This window comes from Streptomyces sp. NPDC051020, from assembly GCF_040683105.1.
In the GTDB taxonomy this organism is placed as follows: domain Bacteria; phylum Actinomycetota; class Actinomycetes; order Streptomycetales; family Streptomycetaceae; genus Streptomyces.
Genome location: NZ_JBFBCG010000008.1, coordinates 103,340 through 121,068 on the forward strand (window position 1 = coordinate 103,340; position 17,729 = coordinate 121,068).

Genomic DNA, 17,729 nt, shown 5'->3' on the forward strand with positions numbered 1-17,729 from the left:
GCATACTTTTGCAATTCATTGATTCGATGCCGGCTCTGCCGCAACGTGCCCCGGGGTCCTCGACGCGCCACTGCGGGTCTCCGACCGCCCCCTCGGAGCGGCGACCGCCCGCCAGTTACTGACACACACAGCCGGTGTCCCGCTGCGGGCCCGGTTGAGAAACCTCTACGGGATCAGCGAGGACGATGTGTTGTGTCAGTGCTCGGCCGGGTGCCAGGGGGCGTCTGGTCGGGTGGCACGCGCGTGGGCGGCAAGCCGTAGGGCGTACACCGGCCGGTCGCTGCCGGGGACGGGGCCGAGGTAGGTGTGGCCGGTCATGTGGCACCAGGCGGGCAGGTCGAGCGGGGCGGCCGGGTCGGTGGCGATGACGTGCACGACCGTGTCCGGCTCGGCGGCGTCGATCTGCTTGCGCAGCCGGAGCAGGAGGGTGACGCAGAGCAGGCCGGTGCCGTCGACGGTGAGGTCCGCCGCGGGTATCTCGCCGGCGGTCATCGGGGCACCGTCTGCGTGACGCGCCACAGGCGACGGGGCAGGTCGCCTTCCTCGAAGGCGTGGACCTCGTCCAGGGTCCAGCCGTCGGCGAGCGAATCGACCAGGTCGTGGGAGAAGAAGTGCACGGCAAAGCCGCCGTGTTCATAGATGTCGTCGCTGTGGGCGGTACCGACGCCGTAGTGGGCGTCGCCGGTGTGGCGGACGGTGTAGACGAAGTGTCCGCCGGGGCGCAGGACGCGGCGGACCTCTCCGACCAGGGCGTGGATCTCCTGGGTGGACAGGGCCATGCACAACAGCATGTGCGCGAAGACCGCGTCCACCGAGGCGTCCGGCAGGGGGAGCGGATCGCGTACGTCGTGCGTCGTGGTCGTCACCCGTCGGCCCACGCCCTGGGCGCGGGCCGCGTCCCGCAGCTGCTCCAGGCCGGTCGGGCTGAAGTCGGTGGCGTGGACGGTGAAGCCCTCGCGGGCGAAGTACAGGGCGTCCCGGCCGTGCCCGGCACCGAGCTCCAGGACGTCTTTCGCTCCGGCCGCGCGGAACAGTCCGGCGGCGTGGACGGCGGGCGCCGAGGGCTGTGCGCCGTACATGCCCGGGTGGTCGGTGTATGTGTTCTGCCAGTGCCGCCGCTGCGCGTCGCCCAGGCCCTGCTCGCTGTCCGCCACGTGCTCGCTCTCCTCGTACGACGGCCGGTGCCACCGCCAGCCTAGAGGGCGCAGGTCAGGGCCTGCCGCAGCTGGTCGGGCCCGGGGAGCCCCGCCAGACCATCGGGTGTTTTGTATACCCGGCAGGCGATCCCCCGGCGCGCGGCCGGGCTCGGCGAACGGGTCGCGGCCGTCGATCAGGATGGCGAGCTCCGGTCACCCACCGTTCAGACACTCGCCGGCTTCACCCGGACTCGCCGCGAGGGCGGCGACCCGTTCACGCCAGGGGACGTGGGGAGGCTGGGTGGCGACAGCTGCCGCATGGGCGGGCCAGAACCGCCGCGCGCCCTCTCCGCGACACGGACCACAGTGCGTCTCGTCCTCCACGGGCCGGAATAGGTGATCGTCGCCGGGGCCCTTGCAGACCACCAACTCGGCGACCCGTGGCGCGGGCCGGGTCTCGACGGTGGGTGGTGGTACCGCCTCCGGGAGCTTCTGTACGAGCCGGTGCCGCAGGAACCCAACCGCGGACCGCACCCCGCCCTCGGGCAGCCCACTGGTCAGCGCCCGCCGCAGATCGGCAGCCGTGACTCCGCGCCGCAACCACTCGGCGGCGGCCTCCGCGAGGCCGCGCGCCTCCCGCGCCCCCAGATGCAGCTCACGGTGCGCATGCCGCAACGAGAGCAACACCCGCTCCCCCTCGGCCACTTCCGGCGCGGATGCAGCTTCGGGCTCCGCTTCGGTGGGTGGGTGGGATGAGTTCTTCCCCAGTTCTTCCTCTACCGGTGTACAGCCACCGGCCACCCGACTCCTCGGCTGATCGACCGCCCGTTTCTGCGCACTCGGTGGCACCTCGGCACCCCGCCCATCCCGGAGCCCGGCCGCCGCCGCACCCGTGACCGGGTAGTTGACGAAGAGCTGAACGGTCACCCACCGGCCTCGGTCGTTCTGCTGATGCCACTCGTGCAGGAACCCGTCCTCGACCAGCATCCTCTTGGCCCGCTGATAGGCCCGTCCCGTGATGCCCAGCTGCCGCGCATGCTCGCTCAGCGGCTTGTCGGCCAGACCCTCGGGGAGCCCCTGCACGTAGAGGAGCAGAATCTTCGCGTCACTGTTCAGATGCGGATGACGCACCACGTCGTGCGAAGCCTTCGTGAAGCGCCGAGACGGCGCGATAGCATGCCAAAGCATCCCTGTGGACCTCGGTATCCACTCGTGGTGAAGGCCTCCGGACTGGTGTTGGTAGCACCGCCGGGGGCCGCCCCGTATGCGGATGCATACAGAGCGTGATGATGATGTCACCGTACCGCACCCGGCTCCCGCTCCACCACGCACAAGCCAATTTCCCCATGTAGCAGATGTACATCTGCTACATTGACTACATGAGCGAACCCGTTGTTGAGTCGATGGCTGAAGTTCGCCGCCACCTCGCGGACGTGATCGACCGCGCACGGCGCGACGAGACTCCGACGATCATCACCCGCCGGGGCAAGAGTGAGGCTGTACTGATCGACATCGACGAATATCGCCGACTGCGGGAAGTCGCCGAACAGCTTGAGGACGAGTGGCTCAACCGGCTGGCCGACAGGGCTGAATCCGAGGGCACGGACGGTTCCGTCTCCCTGGAAGAGATGGCCGCACTTCTCCGATCCGCCCCCTGACCCCATGGGCCACGTCACGCGGTTCACGCCGCACGCTCAGCGGGACTTGCTCAAGATCCCCCGCCAGGACGCTCTGCGCATCCTCATGCGCCTCACCGAACTCCAGAAGGCGTTGGACACCGGCGATGTTGCAGCCTTCGACATCAAAGCTCTCCAAGGGCATCACGCCCGTTGGCGTCTGCGGATCGGCGACTATCGGGCCGTGTACACCGTCGAGGACGGTCAGCTGATCCTGTGGGTGCTGACCGTGGGCAACCGCCGCGACGTTTACCGCGGCCTGTAGTCGACCGAGCGCCCGTCCGCCTCGTCCGCCAGGACTCCCACCGTCAGCTCGTGCAACAGCGCCGCATCCACGAACGGCGTCTCGGCGGTCGGCAGCGAGCGCCAATCCAGCGGCCAGGTCAGCCCATGCATCGCGGGCACCCCGACGAATGCCGCCGCCCGCCTGTCCCGGCTCATCGCCTCCGCACCGGCCGGCCAGCGGTAGGCACGCGCGGTTTGCGGCGGCAACAGGAAATACATGCTCCGCGCCCCGATCCGCGAGCGCACGATGGGGCCTGCCCGGAAGTCGGTGAACTGCATCAGCTCGTACGCGACTTGCTCGCCCTGCAGGCCACCGATCCGTACGGCGTCGAAGTGGATGCCCGCATACCGAAGGGCGTGGCCGCTCGCAGGCACCCACGAGGGCGCCGGGTCCAGTGAACTTTTCCGTTCCATACGGAAAGCGTCGCGCCCCACACGTACCGTGACCAGGGACACAAGGCGTCTGTGCACTGTTGTGCACTCGGGAGGTGAGTTGTGCACTCCGGTGGCCAAGGGGGCGGTAACGCCCAGATGTTCGGGACGCTATTGCGCTTCTTCCGGGAGCGGGCGGAGCTGTCGCAGGAGGCCCTGGGGCTGAAGATCGGCTTCTCGAAGTCGCAGGTGGCGATGGTGGAACGGGGGCAGCGGCCGCCGAAGGGCGACTTCATCGCGCGGGCGGACGAGGTGCTGGGTGCACAGGGTGCACTGCTGGCTGCGGCGAAAAAGCTCACGTTCAGCCACTTGGCTTCCTGGTTTGAGCCGTTCGCCGAGGAGGAAGCCACGGCATCTGCCAGGCACGAGTACGAGACGCATGTAGTACCCGGCCTGTTGCAGACGGAGGACTACGCCCGTGTCGTCTTTGGCGGTGCCCATCCGCCCATCGACGATGAAGAGGTCGAGGGCAGAGTGGCGTCCCGCTTGGCACGCCAGAGCCTTCTGAGCCGAAAACCCACGCCGGACATCAGCTTTGTTCTGGAACTCAGTGCGCTCACCCACCCGCTCGGCGGCCGCAAGGTATACAAGCATCAGCTCCAGCACATCCTCGATGTCGGGCAGCTACGGCACGTTCACATGCAGGTGATGTCACCGCATCGGGAGACCCATGCCGGGCTCAGTGGACCGTTCGTCCTCCTGGAGACCGTGGAGCGCCGCCAGCTCGCCTACCTCGAAGTTCAGAACCGCAACTTCCTCATCAGCGAACAACCGGATCTGGGAAACCTGTTCGGCAGGTATGGCATTCTGCGGGCGCAGGCTCTCAGCCCCGAAGAGTCCAGGAAGCTGATCGAACAGGTGGCGAAGGAACTATGAGCACCGACCTCAACTGGTTCAAGTCCAGCTACAGCGGCGAGGGCAGCGGTAACTGCGTCGAGGTCGCCGCCTGCCCCCGCACCGTCCACGTCCGCGACTCCAAGGACGTCACCGTCCCCGCCCTCGCCCTCTCCCCCGCCGCCTGGACCGCCTTCCTCGGGTACGCCGGCGAGGGCGACGCCTGACCGGCTGATGGGCAACTCCCGGGCGTATCCCGTCTACCGCAGCAGCGACCCCCTCGACGCGTACGCACAGGCGCAACGGCTGTGCGCGCTCCTCGACTCGCGGGACGCCGATGCGCATATGGGCGCGGAACTGCGGACGGTGGCCGACGTGCAGCGCATGGTGAAGCTGTTGCCGGATATGTCCTACGACCCGGACCGAGCGCCCACGGACCCGGTCACCGGCGACTATGTCTTCTTCACGGGGCGGACGCTGCCCGTGGACCCCGTCGAGCTGGAATCCTTGCTGCCGTTGTTGCTGAACGATGAGTTCGCGAGCGAAGGCGTCGAGGCGTCAGTCGAGGCGTCATTCGTGCACGCTCTGGGCAAGGGACCGGCAACGATCGGCTGGAGGGGCCGATGGCCGGACGACCCTGGGCCCGGGTCCCTGGGAAGCCCGAGGTACGACGGTGTCCAAGCCGTGTTCAACAGCGACGACAGCGACTGGGAACAGTGGGCCGACACCCACACCGTCTTCGTACACGTGACGAAGTTCGGCGACCTCGACCGGGCTCGGTGGCTGGCCGCGCAGATCGGCGGCGAAGTGCTGGGCGAGGCCGTGACCGGCTGGTGAGCGCGCGTCGGCGTGGCCGGGCGGTGACAGCCCTGTGGCCCGCCTGTCCCACCGGCTCAATAGGGTGTTGGCATGTCCAACGAGTCCCCGCTGATCCAGAGTCTGCGTACCGCTGTTGCCGCGGCGCCCTCCGACGTACCGCTTCGGCTGCATCTCGCCGAGTTGTTGCTCGGCGAGGGGCTGAACGACGCGGCTGTCACCGAGGCTGCCGTCGCGCTTCAGCATGCGCCGGGTGACTCCGCCGCGCGGGCGCTCATGGTCCGGGCGATGGGCATGCCCGCACCTGCCCCGGAAGCACCCAAGGCCCCCGAAGAGCCCGCGGCACCCGCAGCACCCGCGGCACCGGCCGGGTTCGACTGGCGTGCCGCCGAGGACGAGGTCAGGGGCGCCGTGCCGCCCCGCTTCGTCACATCCGAGACTCCCGAGACCCCGGTCCCGGTGGACGGTCAGGGTGCGCCAGGCGACGCCGCCACCTGGGAGGTCGACACCCCCGGTTCCGTGACGCTCGCCGATGTCGGAGGCATGCACGAGATCAAGGAGCGCCTCGAAGCCGCGTTCCTCGCTCCCATGCGCAACCCCGAGCTCGGCAGGCTGTACGGAAAGAGCCTGCGCGGCGGGCTGTTGATGTACGGGCCGCCCGGGTGCGGGAAGACGTTCATCGCGCGGGCCGTCGCGGGTGAGCTCGGCGCGAGCTTCATGTCCGTGTCGATCAACGACGTGCTCGACATGTGGATGGGCAACTCTGAGCGCAACATGCACGAGGTCTTCGAGACCGCCCGCCGTCAGGCGCCGTGCGTGCTGTTCCTCGACGAGGTGGACGCGCTGGGCGCCAAGCGGAGCCGTATGCACCACGGCGGGATGCGCAACACCGTCAACCAGCTGCTCACCGAGCTCGACGGCGTCGACGGGGCCAACGAGGGCGTGTTCGTGCTCGCCGCGACCAACGTCCCCTGGGACGTGGACATCGCGCTGCGTCGTCCCGGCCGGCTCGACCGCACCCTGCTCGTCCTGCCGCCGGACGCGCCCGCGCGCGAGGCGATCCTCCGCTACCACCTGCGCGACTGGCCGATCGAATCCGTCGACCTGGGCAAACTGGTCAAGGTCACCGAGGATCTGTCCGGCGCCGATCTGGCGCACCTCTGCGAGTCCGCGTCCGAGCGGGCGTTGCTCGACTCGACCCGTACCGGCACGGTCCGGATGATCAATATGAAGGACCTGCTGGCCGCGGCGAAGGAAGTCCGGCCGTCCACCGACCCCTGGTTCGCCTCGGCGCGCAATGTGGCGATGTTCGCCAACGAGGGCGGTATGTATGACGAGTTGTTGGCCTATCTGAAGAGGAAGCGCAAGCTTTGACCACCGCCGGGCAGGACCTCACCGAGCAGGCGTCCGCGCTGCTCATGCTCAACCGTGTCGACGAAGCGAAGGCGCTGCTGGCCAAGCGGCTCGCCCAGGACCCCGAGGACGTCCGCGCCTGGTCCCAACTGGGTCGCTGCCATGAGCGCGCCAAGGAGTACGAGAAGGCCGTCGAGGCGACCGGGGCGGCGCTCGCGATCGACCCGGAGTACGTCAACGCGCTGATCACCCGGACTTACGCGTTGCGTCGGCTGCGTCGCATCGACGAGGCGTTGGCGGCGGCGCAGGAGGCGGTGCGGCTCGCCCCGCATTTCTGCCAGTCGTACGTCGCGCTCGCCGAGGCGCTCAACGCCTGGCAGCCGCGCTGGCCCGAGGCGCTGGCGGCAGCGCAGGAGGCGGTCCGCCTGGCGCCGGAGGACACCTGGGCGTACGCCTCGCTGTGGAAGGCCGCGGTGCTCAACGGCAGGAGCGACATCAGCGAGTTGGCGGTGCGCGAGACCCTGCGCATCGACCCCAACGACGCCTGGGCGCTGGGCCTGCAAGCGGACAGTCAGGCCGCCGCGCCCGGAGCGGGGCCGAAGCAGCGCGCCGAGGTGTACGCGTCGGCGCTCGCCGCCGACCCGGCGTCGGACCGGATGCGCCTGGGGCTGGACCGGGCCGTGTTCCAGATGCTGCGCGGCACCCGGTGGCTCGCTGTGCTGAGTCTGGTGCTGGTGGGTGGAGCGATCAACCTGTTCCCGTCCGACGGGGACGGACCGGAACTGCCACTGCCGCTCGGCACTCGGCTGTATGTGCTGGCGCTGATCGGGGTGGTCTGGGCGTTCGGCGCGTGGCGGCGCTACCGGAAGCTGCGTGCGGGGGTGCAGCTGAGCGTGCGGTCGCTGGTGCAGCGGATGTTCTGGGCGCGGCTGGTACTCGTGCAGGCGGTGCTGGGGACGCTCTGCGCGGTGGCGATCGCGGCGGTGCCGTGGACGGACCGGGGCGTTCCGCAGGTGGTCTTCTGGGTGGGACTCGCCCCGACGCTGCTGACGATCTGGTTCGACCGGCCGCGCACGCGGTAGGGGCCGCGTGCGGCCTGGGCTGTCGCCCCCGACCGAGCCAGCGTCAGCCGCTGGGGCGCCGCGGGCACGATCCGCAGGTTCGCCCCGGCGGGAAAGGCCGTTACGGTGGCCTTGCTGTCCGCGGCGATCGACGGGTGCGCGTCGGGGAGGAAGTGCCAGTTCTGGCGGTAGGTGTGCGGGGCGGAGTCGGCGGGATCGAGACGGTCCGTGATCAGCCACAGGGCCCGGCCGCGCAGGAAGAGCACTGTCCGTGTGTGTCGTACGCCTGACGTCGCGTCACTCGACATGCGTATGACGTCGAAGACCGCGTTGGTGGAGAAGATGTCGCACGACGCCGGGGAGGCTGGGGCTTGGGCCCTGCCGTCGATCTCGACCGTCGTAGCGGACTCGGTGGTGGTGCGTAGCCAGTTGCTGCGCGGGTCCGCGCTGTAGGTGAAGGCACCCATGTTCGGCAGCAGCGCCCGGCCGTGGGCGTACACAGTGACGGCGAGCTCGTCGGGGTGGGCGTGCGCTCCTCGGTCGGCGTTGATGCGCAGGTACGAGGCGTCGGGGCGCCAGCCGTCGCGCAGCACTGCGACGCGAGTGTCGGGGTAGAGCACGGAGGTGTACGGCGGCGGGGTGCCCTTTTCGCCGTCCGTGGCGATGTGGCGCAGGTGGTCATCGTCGAGGACATCGGCGAGCGTCGCGAAGGCGGGGCGGCGGTCAGCGGTGCCGCTGTCGCCGTAGGAGGGGCCCCAGCCGCCGGGGAAGTTCTGGTCGGCGAGGAAGCGAGCCAGGCGGCGCAGGTCCTCCTTGCCGGCCAGCTCCTGGCCGTTCTGAGCGAAGTAAGCCATCAGGGAGGCGAAGGTCGCGGCCACGCCGTGCGCGTATTGGTCCGTCGATTCCGTGTACCCACCGTCGGGATACAGGACCTGGCTCAGCTGATGGGCAAGGAAGTCACCTGCGTTGGCGAGCCAGGCCCGGCTGTCTGTCAGCTCCGGGAAGTACAAGGCGATTTCGGCGAGTGCCTGCTTCTGGGCCTGCATCCAGTTCGGAGTGGGGTTCACCGCAGAGGTCAGGTACTGGCCCGACTTGTCGATGGCGCGAAGGAGCTCGACGTTCGCTTCCGGCGTCAGCGACGGACTGCTCCGCAGGATCTCGTACGCGTAGATCCAGTTGACAATGCGGTTGGCGGTATCGAGGCTGCGCGGGAAGGAGCCTGCTCCGTACGGGGTGCCGTAGCCGTCGGCGTCGTGGATGAAGTCGCGCAGGATTCCGACGAGTCCGACCGCGACATCCTCGTCGCCGTCCTTCCGGTACGCGTCCGCCATCGGGCCCGCGAAGTAGCAGCGCGGTAGCTGGTAGCTGTACTCCGGATCGGAGCCCGCGGGCCCCTTCCAGCCGAAGCCCCCCGGGTCGCCCTGCCAGGAGAAGGTGTTCTGGACCGTGTTGGCCCAGGTGCGCTTGGTCTCGTCGAAGGTCTCCAGGGTCTGGTAGACGAGCACGCGCTTGGCGTCGGCGGTCGTGAAGTTGCGGCCCGTGAGGCGGAGGACGGCCGACTTGGGAGCGGCGGTCAGACCCGTCAGCTCGAACGCTACATAGGACTTTCGGGTTTCTGGACCGAAGGCCCCCGTTCCTTCGTCGCGCACCTCCAGGACGGGTTCGGCACCGAAGACGCGCTTCGCGTCGTCGCCCGCCTTGATGTACGTGTCGGCGGACGCGGCGAAGGTCACCGTGGAACCGTCGGCGTGGGTGACGACGAGCGCGGGCTGCCCGGAATCGGCGCTGCGCGAGGCGAACACTGCCGTCGAAGGTTCTTTATGGCGGGCCATCAGGAAAAAGGAGGCGGTCCCGGAGGCGTACGAACGTCTCAGCGCGTCTGTGACGTCCGCCTCGACCGTGGCCTCCTGCCCGGTGACGGTCACGGTGTCCTGCAGGATTTCGCCCGTGCCGAGCGTCCATATGTGGTCGAGGAACAGGGGGATCAGTCCGGGACGGAAGACCCCGTTGTAGAGATACGGCAGTGTGGTGCGCGCGGACCGCCGGCGGAAGTGCTCGCTCAACTGCCCGGCCGCGCCCGCATAGTCGCCCGCCTTTACCGCCTGCTCCACCGGCGCGAGCGTGGGCGCCGCCGCGTAGTCGATTCGGGCAGGCACGGACCACATGCCCGACGCCGCGTCCCAGACGCCAAAGAGGGCATGGTCGGGGTTGTCGCCCTCGGCGACTACAGCGGCGGTTCGGGAAGCGCTTTCCGCCTGGGCGGCACCAATAGGCAGTGTCAGCGTGGCAGTTGCTCCAGCCAGGGTGCCCAGGACGCCTCTGCGCGGGAAGAATGTGCGAATTGGGCCGGGCTCGCTCATGGGCAGCTCTCCATCGGATAGAAACCGTTTGCTGTGCGGCTCGATGGCCTATCGTTCGGTCCCGCTGTCCCAGAGTCAAGGGGCTGATTCGGCGTAGTCGGGCTTCAGCTTGGCGTCACACAGCTCCCCGCGAACGGCCCGAGCACATCCGCCGCTTCGGCGAGTACTCCACCCACGAACTCGGCATCCAGCCCGAGGCGTACGACCCGCACCTTGACGTCGATTTCAGCCCGCTACGCGGCGACAGTCCGCCCGCCTTGGACGGCTATGGGCAGGCAGCGTGACACCGCGCGAACGTCGCGCCGCCGCTGGGGCAGATTGGACTTCATTGTGCTTGTGGACGGTACTGGTGCCTCAAGGCGTGCTCAGCAGTCAAACACCAACCAGCAGATGTCGTTCCGCAACCGCTGGTCGTCAAGTACAAGCTCGCGTATCGCCTCCGGGAGCTGGTCACGCTGCCACTGGCACTCGAGTCGCCCTGCGGCCTCACTCTCGCCTTCCGGCGCGGCAGCACGTGCGGCCTTGATCGCATAGGCGGCCGCACCGAGCTCGTGCGCGGCGACGTGGGCGACAGCCCCGGCCTGGCCAGCAGCGTACGCAGCATGCCGTGCTGCCCCACGCAGGTCTCTGGCCGCACCCATGGCATGGCCACCCGCCGCGCGTGCCTGGGTCATCTTGACCTCGCCACGCACCCAGGCGCGGGCGTGCTCGATCGCCTGACGCGGCCGTGGGTCCTCAGGCTGAGCGGACTCGAAGAGGTCAAGGACGTGCTCCGCGCAAGATGCCGCCCAAAGAGCGAGGGGGTGGTGATCCGAATCAGTGAGGGTCCCACCGCGGCGGATCGTCACGAAACGCGGGTCCCGGACCTTCGGGAGGATCATGGTTGGCACTCCTTTGCTGACATCCGCCCCACACCCAAGGGCGCGCACGCGCGCCTGGCACGCCTACCAGTAAAGCCTGCAAACCAGGTGGTTGACTCTGTGGGGGGCTGCTGCCCCGTCCTGTCGTCAAACGGTGGCGAGGACCTTGCGGTCCTCGACTTCGGCGGGGCGGGCGCTGATGGAAACCATGCCCCGCGCCGCCGTGCCGCTCGGAGGTGGGCCGCGGACATTCCCGCAATCACGCCCTGGCCGCACCGCCGCCGGCGCCCCCGCCCCGGATCGGGCCCGTACCGCCGAGAACCGTCGTGCGACGCGGTCAGCGGGCGAGCCGGCCGAGGAGCGAACCGGCGGCGGCGATGCCGACGCACGCGGCGAGACCGAGTACCCCCAGGTCGAGGCCGAGGTGGGCCGGCGTACCGATGAGCAGTCCGCGCAGGGCGTCGACCTCGTAACTCAACGGGTTCACCTTGCTGATCGCCTGGAGCCAGCCGGGCATCAGCGCGACCGGGTAGAGCGCGTTGGAGGCGAAGAACAGCGGCATGGTGATGGCCTGGCCGATACCCATCAGCCGGTCGCGGGTGAGGACGATCCCGGCGATCGACATCGACAGGCAGGAGAAGAACGCGGAGGCGAGAACGACCACGACGACCACGCCCAGCAGTCGCAGCGGGTTCCAGGTCATGCCGACGCCGAGCACCACGGCGATCACAATGACGACTGCCGCCTGGATCACGGCTTTCACCCCGGCGGCGAAGGCCTTGCCGGCCACCAGGGCGGTTCTGGGCGTCGGCGTGACCATGAGTTTGGTGAGGACACCGGAGTCCCGCTCCCAGATGATCATGATGCCGTAGAAGATCGCGATGAACATGGCGGACTGGGCGATGATCCCGGGCGCCAGGAAGTCGAGATACGGAACGCCGCCGGTGGGGATGGCGTGGATACGGGAGAACGTCTGGCCGAAGATCAGCAGCCAGAGCGCGGGCTGGACGGCGCGGGTGTAGATCTCGGCGCGGTCGTGGCGCAGCTTCTGCAGTTCGACGGCGCACATCGCCGCGACCCGCGCGGGGACGACGCGCCAGCCCGTGCGGGCGGGCGGCGGCTCCAGGAGGAGGGCGAAGCGGCCGTCGGGCGAGCCGGGTTCAGCCGCGGCGGGATGCGGTGCGACGGGTACGGCGGACATCGTTGAAGGCTCCCTTCTCTCCGGGAGAACCGGGGTCGTCCAGGCCGCTTCCGGAGTGGTACCGGAAGACGTCCTCCAGGGTCGGTGGCGGCGGAGCCGTATCGCCGGGCTCCTCGCGGTGCGCGACCAGCTCGCTCTTGAGCTCGGCGGGCGTGCCGAGCGCGCGCAGTCTGCCCAGATGCATCAGGGCGAGCCTGTCGCAGCGCTGGTCGGCCTCTTCCATGGAGTGGGTGGTGACCAGCACCGTCATCCCGGTGCCGACACGGATCTCGGTGATGCGGTCCCAGACGCTGTCGCGCGCGATCGGGTCCAGGCCGATGGTCGGTTCGTCCAGAATCATCAGGCGGGGTGCGCTGACCAGCGCCTGCGCGAGTTCGAGGCGGCGCACCATGCCACCGGAGTACGTGGCGGCGAGCCGGTGCGCCTCGGGCCCCAGCCCGACCGCGTCCAGCGCCTGCCCGACGCGGGCGGCGCGGTGGCGGCGGGGGACGTCGAAGACACGGGCGAAAAGGGCGACGTTCTCCCGGCCAGTGAGGGCGGCGTCAGCCGACAGCTGCTGCGGTACGTAACCGAGCAGACGCCGTACGGCCATCTTCTGCCGGGCCGCGTCGTGGCCGAACACATCGATGACGCCGGGGGGTACGGGCAGCAGCGTGGCGATCGCACGCAGGGTGGTGGTCTTGCCCGCGCCGTTGGGCCCGAGGAGTCCGAAGACCTCGCCGGGGCGGACGAGCAGGTCCAGGCCGTCGACGGCTTTCGAGGTGCCGAAGGAGTAGGTCAGACCGGTGCAGCGGAGGGCGGGAGTCATAGGGCCTCCTCTCCTTCGCGCAGTGACTCGGCGAGTCTGCGCAGTGACGGGAGCGCGGCGGTCAGCGCGGCCCGGTCGGCGGCGTCGAGTTTCGCCACGTGTTCGCGGAAGAGCGCGTCACGCCGGGCCCGCCAGTCCCGCAGCCGGCCGACGCCCGCCGGGGTCGGGTGGAGGAGCGCTGCCCGCCCGTCGCCGGGGTCCGGCTCCCGTCGCAACAGGCCTTCCGCGACCAGATGGTTGACCAGCGTGGAGACGGAGTTGGGCGCGAGGCAGAGTTCGCGCGCGGCCGCCGAGACCCGGATTCCGGGCCGGGCGGCAACCAGCCGCAGCAGTTCCGCGTGCGCTCCGCGCAGCCGGGGCGTGGGCAGACCGCTCCACAGCCGCCGCCGGGCGAGCCGCTGAATGCGGGGCAGAAGTCCGGCGAGTTCTTCGGGGAGATCACTCGCCACCACCTGCCCATTTTACCTCTGTTTGCGATGTATCACGTGGCAGAGCCCCGACGAAAGGGGCCATCGCCGAGCGGTGCGTCAACGGGCCGGGGCGCGGCCGCGCCGTCACCTCACCCCGCCGGGAACCGCTCCCCGCACCGGCTGCAGAACACCGGCGCCGGGTCCGGCGAGAGGCGGCCGCACTCGGGGCAGACCCGGTCCAGCATGCAGGGCCCCTCGCCGCCTTCGTGCGCCACCGACGCGTGGACCGACGGCTTGATGGTCAGACCCGGGCGGCGGCGGTGGACGGTCAGGTACGCAAGCCCGTCCGGGCCCGCCGCGAGAGCGCGGCGGGAGGTGCGGGGAAGCCAGACGGCCGTGGTGGGGGTCAGCTCCAGCGCCTCCGTGCCCGTGCCCGTGCGTGCGAGGACACGGCCGCTGCCCGCGATGACGACGAGGAGGACGTCGAGGATGTCCTCCTGATGCTCGCCGACCTCGCCGCCGGGCGGCAGACGCACCAGATTGGCGTCCAACTCACGCCCTTGTTCAGCCAGTTGCCAGAGGGCGCCGCGCTCCTCCGGGCCCGCTTCGGTGAGCAGTTCGTCGAGTACGGCCAGGATCCGGGCGGTGGAATTCACGGCAGCCAGGTTACGCCCCGCCATAATCTGGCTCCTTTGCGCCGAACCGGAGGGACGCCGCCATGGACCGTGAACCCGACGACAAGTACCCGCCGATCGAGCCGTACGACCACGGGATGCTCGACGTCGGCGACGGCAACCTCGTGTACTGGGAGGTCTGCGGCAATCCGGACGGCAAGCCCGCGCTCGTCGTCCACGGGGGCCCCGGGTCGGGGTGCGGTGCGGGGGCGCGGCAGTATTTCGACCCGGACCGGTACCGGGTCGTCCTCTTCGACCAGCGGGGCTGCGGCCGGTCGACCCCGCACGCGAGCGACCCCGCCGCCGACATGCGGTACAACACGACCGGCCGTCTGATCGCCGACATGGAGCGGCTGCGCGTGCACCTCGGGATCGGCACGTAGCTGCTGTACGGCGGGTCCTGGGGTTCGACGCTGATCCTGGCGTACGCCGAGGAACATCCGGACCGGGTCTCCGAGATCGTGATCCCGGCCGTCACCACGACCCGGCGCAGCGAGATCGACTGGCTGTACCGGGGCGCCGGGCAGATCTTCCCGGAAGCGTGGGACCTGTTCCGGGCCGGGGTGCCGGAGGCCGAGGGCAAGCCGACCCCGGACGTCCTCGCCGCGTACGCCCGGCGGATGGAGAGCCCGGACGCGGAGGTACGGGCGAGGGCGACGGCGGACTGGTGTGCCTGGGAGGACGCGGTGCTCTCCCACGAGACGTACGCGGGACCGCCCCCGTACAGCGGCAGGCCGGGCAGGGCGCAGCAGGCCCTGGTGCGGATCTGCTCGCACTACTTCTCCAACGGAGCCTGGCTGGAGGAGGGGCAGTTGATCCGGAACGCCGGGCGGCTGGCTGGGATCCCGGGCGTGCTGGTGCACGGCCGGCTCGACCTGGGCGGGCCGCTGATCACCGCCTGGGAGCTGGCCCGGGCATGGCCGGACGCGGAGTTGACCGTGATCGACGGGTCGGGGCATCTGGGCGGCGCGGCGACCAGCCGGGCGGTGCTGGAGGCGCTGGACCGGTTCGCGTCGCGGCACTAGGTCCTCATTTTCGGATCAGGCCGGGCGCGCGGGGGCCGGCACGCAGATCTGCGACGGGCCGCCCCACCGTGCACGCAGTTGCAGTGGAGTGTGGGGCGCGCTGTTCATTTATGAGCGCTGGAGCGATTTTGCAATCATCTATTGACATGCATATGTAACGCCCGTCACAGTCGTCCCGCCAGTGATCCCGACCACGTCGAATCTGGAGTCCTTCATGTCTGAAGTCCCCGCAGTCTCGCGGCGATCGGTTCTCGGAGGGGCAGTGGCCACGGGCGCGATCGCCGTCGGCTTCGGAGCCGCCGGGTCCGCCCCCGCGCTCGCCGCGCCGGGCGCTTCCGGTGCGGTCACGGCCTCCGAGCCGCGCCGCATCGCCGGCCAGACCTCCATGATCAACGTGCCGTACGAGGTGCACCGGACCGTCCGGGTCGCCGTCATCGGCCTCGGCAACCGCGGCAACGGCATGAGCACGGGCTGGTCCGCCGTGCCCGGCTGCCAGGTCACCGCCGTCTGCGACATCCGCCCGGACCGCGCCAAGCGCGTCGCTGACAACCTGGTCAAGGCGGGCAAGCCGCGCCCCGCCGAGTTCGGCGGCTCCGCCGACTCGTACGCCGAGATGCTGAAGCGGGACGACATCGACCTCGTCTACATCGCCACGCCCTGGGAGTTCCACTACCCGCAGGGCAAGGCCGCGCTGCTGGCCGGCAAGCACGTCATCGTCGAACTTCCCATCGCCACCCAGCTCGACGAGCTGTGGGACCTGGTCGACACCTGCGAGCAGACCCGACGACACCTGATGCTCGCCGAGAACTGCTCGTACGGCCGCAACGAGTTGGCGATGCTCAAGATGGCGCACGACGGCGTGTTCGGCGACGTCACGAACGGCCACGGCGGTTACCTGCACGACCTGCGTGCGCTGCTGTTCTCGGACACGTACTACACGGACTCCTGGCGCCGCCTGTGGCACACCCGCAGCACCGCCTCCTTCTACGCGATGCACGGTCTCGGCCCGGTCGCCGCGGCGATGGACATCAACCGCGGCGACCGGATGACCACACTGCGCGCCACCGCGACGGCCCCGAAGGGCCTCGCCGACTACCGCGAGCGCTTCGTCCCCAAGGGCCACCCGTCGTGGAACGAGACCTACATCAACGGCGACCTCGTCACCTGCATGATCGAAACTGCCAACGGCCGGACGATCCGCGCCGAGCACAATGTGAGCGAGCCCCGCCCGTACAGCCGCATCAACAGCCTCGCCGGCAGCCGCGGCATCTTCGAGGACTACGCCGGAAACTCCTCCACCGGCGCCCGGGTCTACTTCGAGCCCGACCACGGCGACGACGCCTGGCGGGACTTCGGGTCGTACCGCAAGGAGTTCGACCACTGGCTCTGGAAGAAGATCGGCGACGACGCCGCGAACAACGGCGGCCACGGCGGCATGGACTACGTCCTGCAGTGGCGCACCGTGCAGCTGATGCGCGCCGGCCTCGTGCCCGACATCGACGTGTACGACTCGGCGGCCTGGTGCGCGCCGGTGCCACTGAGCGTCATGTCTCTGGAGAAGAAGGGCAAGCCGGTTGCGATCCCGGACTTCACCCGGGGTGCGTGGGTGAACCTCCGTCTCGGCCTCGACTCGCGCATGGCCGAGATGCCGCCCGTGTGATTCCGGCCCACGTCCAGCCCTGTCCGCTGAACCCTGGCCGAGCACTGCCCGAACCGTGAGAGAAGGAGCGAGCATTCATGTCCGTACTTGTGACCGCAGCCCGAAGAGCCGCGGCGGCCCTGGCGGTGGCGGCGGTGGCGTTCACCTCCGCCCCCGCGAGCGCCGCGTCGCACGACGCGGCCGCGTCCGAGGCGCGCACCCAGGTGACGATCGCCCCCATCGACCTGAACGGCCCTGCCATCTCGGAGGTGAAGGTCACCGTCACCAATGAGGGACCCGATCGCCTGCGCCGGCTCAAGGTCACCTTCAACGGCCCGGTCGGCTGGGCCGTGCAGCCCGCGGTGCGCAGCGTCGACGGTTCGTACCAGCCGGGCGCCGCGGCCACGGCGGAGTTCCGGATCCAGGTACCCGAACAGCGTGCGGGCTTCACCATGCGCACGTTCACGGCCAGCGCCACCTACGAGGGAGGCGACGGCCGGGGCACCGCCATGGGCACACGGGTCGAGCGCTCCGGCCCCGCACTGGCCCGCCTCTCCGACGCGTACAACAACGTGGCCATCACCAACGAGAACGAGACCAAGGCTGGTAACTACGACGGCGAGGGCAACAGCTTCTCCGCGCAGAAGCTCGCCGCGGTCGGGCTGACGCCCGGAGCGTCCGTCACCGCCCTCGGCGCCCAGCTGACTTGGCCTGCCGCGGCCCCCGGCACGAAGAACAACGTGTCGAGCACCGGGCAGGCCGTGAAGGTCGACGGCAAGGGCAGCAAGCTGGTCTTCCTCGGCTCCGGCGTCGGCTACGGGGCCGCCGGCACGGCGACGGTGATCTACACCGACGGGTCGAGCACCACCGGGTCGATCGGCTTCCCCAACTGGTCGTTCCAGGAGGCAACGGCACACGGCGCGACGCTGGTGAAGTCGTCGGACGGCCGCAACCGTCCGGATGGGTACGGCAACGCGGGCATCGCCTACCGGGTCTTCGCCCACTCCATCACCCTGGATCCGGCCGAGCAGGTCGAACTCGTGGTGCTCCCGGCCAATGCCGGCATCCACCTCTTCGACATCGCGTTGGCTCCGTAACTCCTCTCGAACACCACGTGCGCCGGCCGGCGGAGGACACATCCTCCGCCGGCCGGCGCGGT

Annotated in this window: 18 protein-coding genes and 2 pseudogenes; 10 read left to right on the forward strand and 10 right to left on the reverse strand. The window is 69.7% G+C overall.

Translation table 11 applies throughout. The features are described 5' to 3' along the window. Positions 1-195: 195 nt before the first annotated feature. From AB0N06_RS07095 to AB0N06_RS07105, 3 genes are all read right to left on the reverse strand, one after another. Complete coding sequence (locus AB0N06_RS07095; protein ID WP_366133670.1) at positions 196-492, reverse strand: sulfurtransferase TusA family protein; 297 nt, start codon at positions 490-492, stop codon at positions 196-198. Next, on the reverse strand, positions 489-1,154 hold the full coding sequence (locus AB0N06_RS07100; protein ID WP_366133671.1) for a class I SAM-dependent methyltransferase: 666 nt from the start codon (positions 1,152-1,154) through the stop codon (positions 489-491). The genes AB0N06_RS07095 and AB0N06_RS07100 overlap by 4 nt, the downstream gene beginning before the upstream one ends. Before the next feature lie 195 nt (positions 1,155-1,349). After that, the gene (locus AB0N06_RS07105; RefSeq protein ID WP_366133672.1) at positions 1,350-2,324 is read right to left on the reverse strand and encodes a hypothetical protein; all 975 of its coding nucleotides are present in this window, start codon (positions 2,322-2,324) and stop codon (positions 1,350-1,352) included. Between the two features lie 191 nt (positions 2,325-2,515). Between AB0N06_RS07105 and AB0N06_RS07110 the strand changes: the two genes are divergently transcribed. Together AB0N06_RS07110 and AB0N06_RS07115 are read left to right on the forward strand one after the other, a co-directional pair. Continuing rightward, positions 2,516-2,794, forward strand: a complete 279-nt coding sequence (locus AB0N06_RS07110; protein WP_037692976.1) for a type II toxin-antitoxin system Phd/YefM family antitoxin — start codon at positions 2,516-2,518, stop codon at positions 2,792-2,794. A 4-nt stretch (positions 2,795-2,798) separates the two neighbouring features. After that, positions 2,799-3,077, forward strand: coding sequence for a type II toxin-antitoxin system RelE/ParE family toxin (locus AB0N06_RS07115; RefSeq protein ID WP_366133673.1), 279 nt, complete (start codon positions 2,799-2,801; stop codon positions 3,075-3,077). On the opposite strand, the gene AB0N06_RS07120 is transcribed toward AB0N06_RS07115, so the two are convergent. Further along, positions 3,062-3,511, reverse strand: coding sequence for a hypothetical protein (locus tag AB0N06_RS07120; RefSeq protein WP_366133674.1), 450 nt, complete (start codon positions 3,509-3,511; stop codon positions 3,062-3,064). The two genes, AB0N06_RS07115 and AB0N06_RS07120, sit on opposite strands and share 16 nt — an antisense overlap. A 117-nt stretch (positions 3,512-3,628) precedes the next feature. Between AB0N06_RS07120 and AB0N06_RS07125 the strand changes: the two genes are divergently transcribed. The 5 genes from AB0N06_RS07125 to AB0N06_RS07145 all read left to right on the forward strand — a co-directional run bounded on the left by AB0N06_RS07125 (position 3,629) and on the right by AB0N06_RS07145 (position 7,614). After that, positions 3,629-4,405, forward strand: a complete 777-nt coding sequence (locus AB0N06_RS07125) for a helix-turn-helix transcriptional regulator (protein WP_366133675.1) — start codon at positions 3,629-3,631, stop codon at positions 4,403-4,405. After that, positions 4,402-4,590 carry a DUF397 domain-containing protein gene (locus AB0N06_RS07130; RefSeq protein ID WP_366133676.1) on the forward strand — a complete coding sequence of 63 codons (189 nt, stop codon included), beginning with the start codon at positions 4,402-4,404 and terminating at the stop codon, positions 4,588-4,590. The genes AB0N06_RS07125 and AB0N06_RS07130 overlap by 4 nt, the downstream gene beginning before the upstream one ends. Before the next feature lie 7 nt (positions 4,591-4,597). Further along, positions 4,598-5,200: a hypothetical protein gene (locus AB0N06_RS07135; RefSeq protein WP_366133677.1), complete on the forward strand. Its 603-nt coding sequence runs from the start codon at positions 4,598-4,600 to the stop codon at positions 5,198-5,200. A 72-nt stretch (positions 5,201-5,272) separates the two neighbouring features. Further along, on the forward strand, positions 5,273-6,553 hold the full coding sequence (locus AB0N06_RS07140; RefSeq protein ID WP_366133678.1) for an ATP-binding protein: 1,281 nt from the start codon (positions 5,273-5,275) through the stop codon (positions 6,551-6,553). Next, a complete protein-coding gene (locus AB0N06_RS07145; RefSeq protein ID WP_366133679.1) occupies positions 6,550-7,614 on the forward strand; it encodes a tetratricopeptide repeat protein in 1,065 nt (354 codons plus the stop codon). The genes AB0N06_RS07140 and AB0N06_RS07145 overlap by 4 nt, the downstream gene beginning before the upstream one ends. 41 nt (positions 7,615-7,655) lie before the next feature. On the opposite strand, the pseudogene AB0N06_RS07150 reads toward AB0N06_RS07145, so the two are convergent. The 6 genes and pseudogenes from AB0N06_RS07150 to AB0N06_RS07175 all read right to left on the reverse strand — a co-directional run. Beyond that, positions 7,656-9,953: pseudogene (locus AB0N06_RS07150) on the reverse strand (heparinase II/III family protein); the annotation flags it as partial. 365 nt (positions 9,954-10,318) lie between these two features. Further along, positions 10,319-10,834 (reverse strand): putative immunity protein, encoded by a 516-nt coding sequence (locus tag AB0N06_RS07155; RefSeq protein ID WP_366133680.1) that lies wholly within the window; start codon positions 10,832-10,834, stop codon positions 10,319-10,321. A gap of 316 nt (positions 10,835-11,150) precedes the next feature. Continuing rightward, positions 11,151-12,014, reverse strand: coding sequence for an ABC transporter permease (locus AB0N06_RS07160; protein ID WP_366133681.1), 864 nt, complete (start codon positions 12,012-12,014; stop codon positions 11,151-11,153). Further along, positions 11,974-12,822, reverse strand: coding sequence for an ATP-binding cassette domain-containing protein (locus AB0N06_RS07165; RefSeq protein ID WP_366133682.1), 849 nt, complete (start codon positions 12,820-12,822; stop codon positions 11,974-11,976). Before AB0N06_RS07165 ends, AB0N06_RS07160 begins: the two co-directional genes overlap by 41 nt. After that, the gene (locus tag AB0N06_RS07170) at positions 12,819-13,274 is read right to left on the reverse strand and encodes a MarR family transcriptional regulator (RefSeq protein WP_366133683.1); all 456 of its coding nucleotides are present in this window, start codon (positions 13,272-13,274) and stop codon (positions 12,819-12,821) included. Before AB0N06_RS07170 ends, AB0N06_RS07165 begins: the two co-directional genes overlap by 4 nt. A gap of 107 nt (positions 13,275-13,381) precedes the next feature. Further along, on the reverse strand, positions 13,382-13,888 hold the full coding sequence (locus AB0N06_RS07175; protein WP_366133716.1) for a hypothetical protein: 507 nt from the start codon (positions 13,886-13,888) through the stop codon (positions 13,382-13,384). A 62-nt stretch (positions 13,889-13,950) separates the two neighbouring features. Here AB0N06_RS07175 and pip point away from each other — a divergent pair. From pip to AB0N06_RS07190, 3 genes and pseudogenes are all read left to right on the forward strand, one after another. Continuing rightward, positions 13,951-14,931: pseudogene (gene pip, locus AB0N06_RS07180) on the forward strand (prolyl aminopeptidase). A gap of 214 nt (positions 14,932-15,145) precedes the next feature. Then, on the forward strand, positions 15,146-16,591 hold the full coding sequence (locus AB0N06_RS07185; protein WP_366133684.1) for a Gfo/Idh/MocA family oxidoreductase: 1,446 nt from the start codon (positions 15,146-15,148) through the stop codon (positions 16,589-16,591). 77 nt (positions 16,592-16,668) lie between these two features. Next, positions 16,669-17,667: an NEW3 domain-containing protein gene (locus AB0N06_RS07190; protein WP_366133685.1), complete on the forward strand. Its 999-nt coding sequence runs from the start codon at positions 16,669-16,671 to the stop codon at positions 17,665-17,667. The last annotated feature ends 62 nt before the right edge of the window (positions 17,668-17,729 follow it).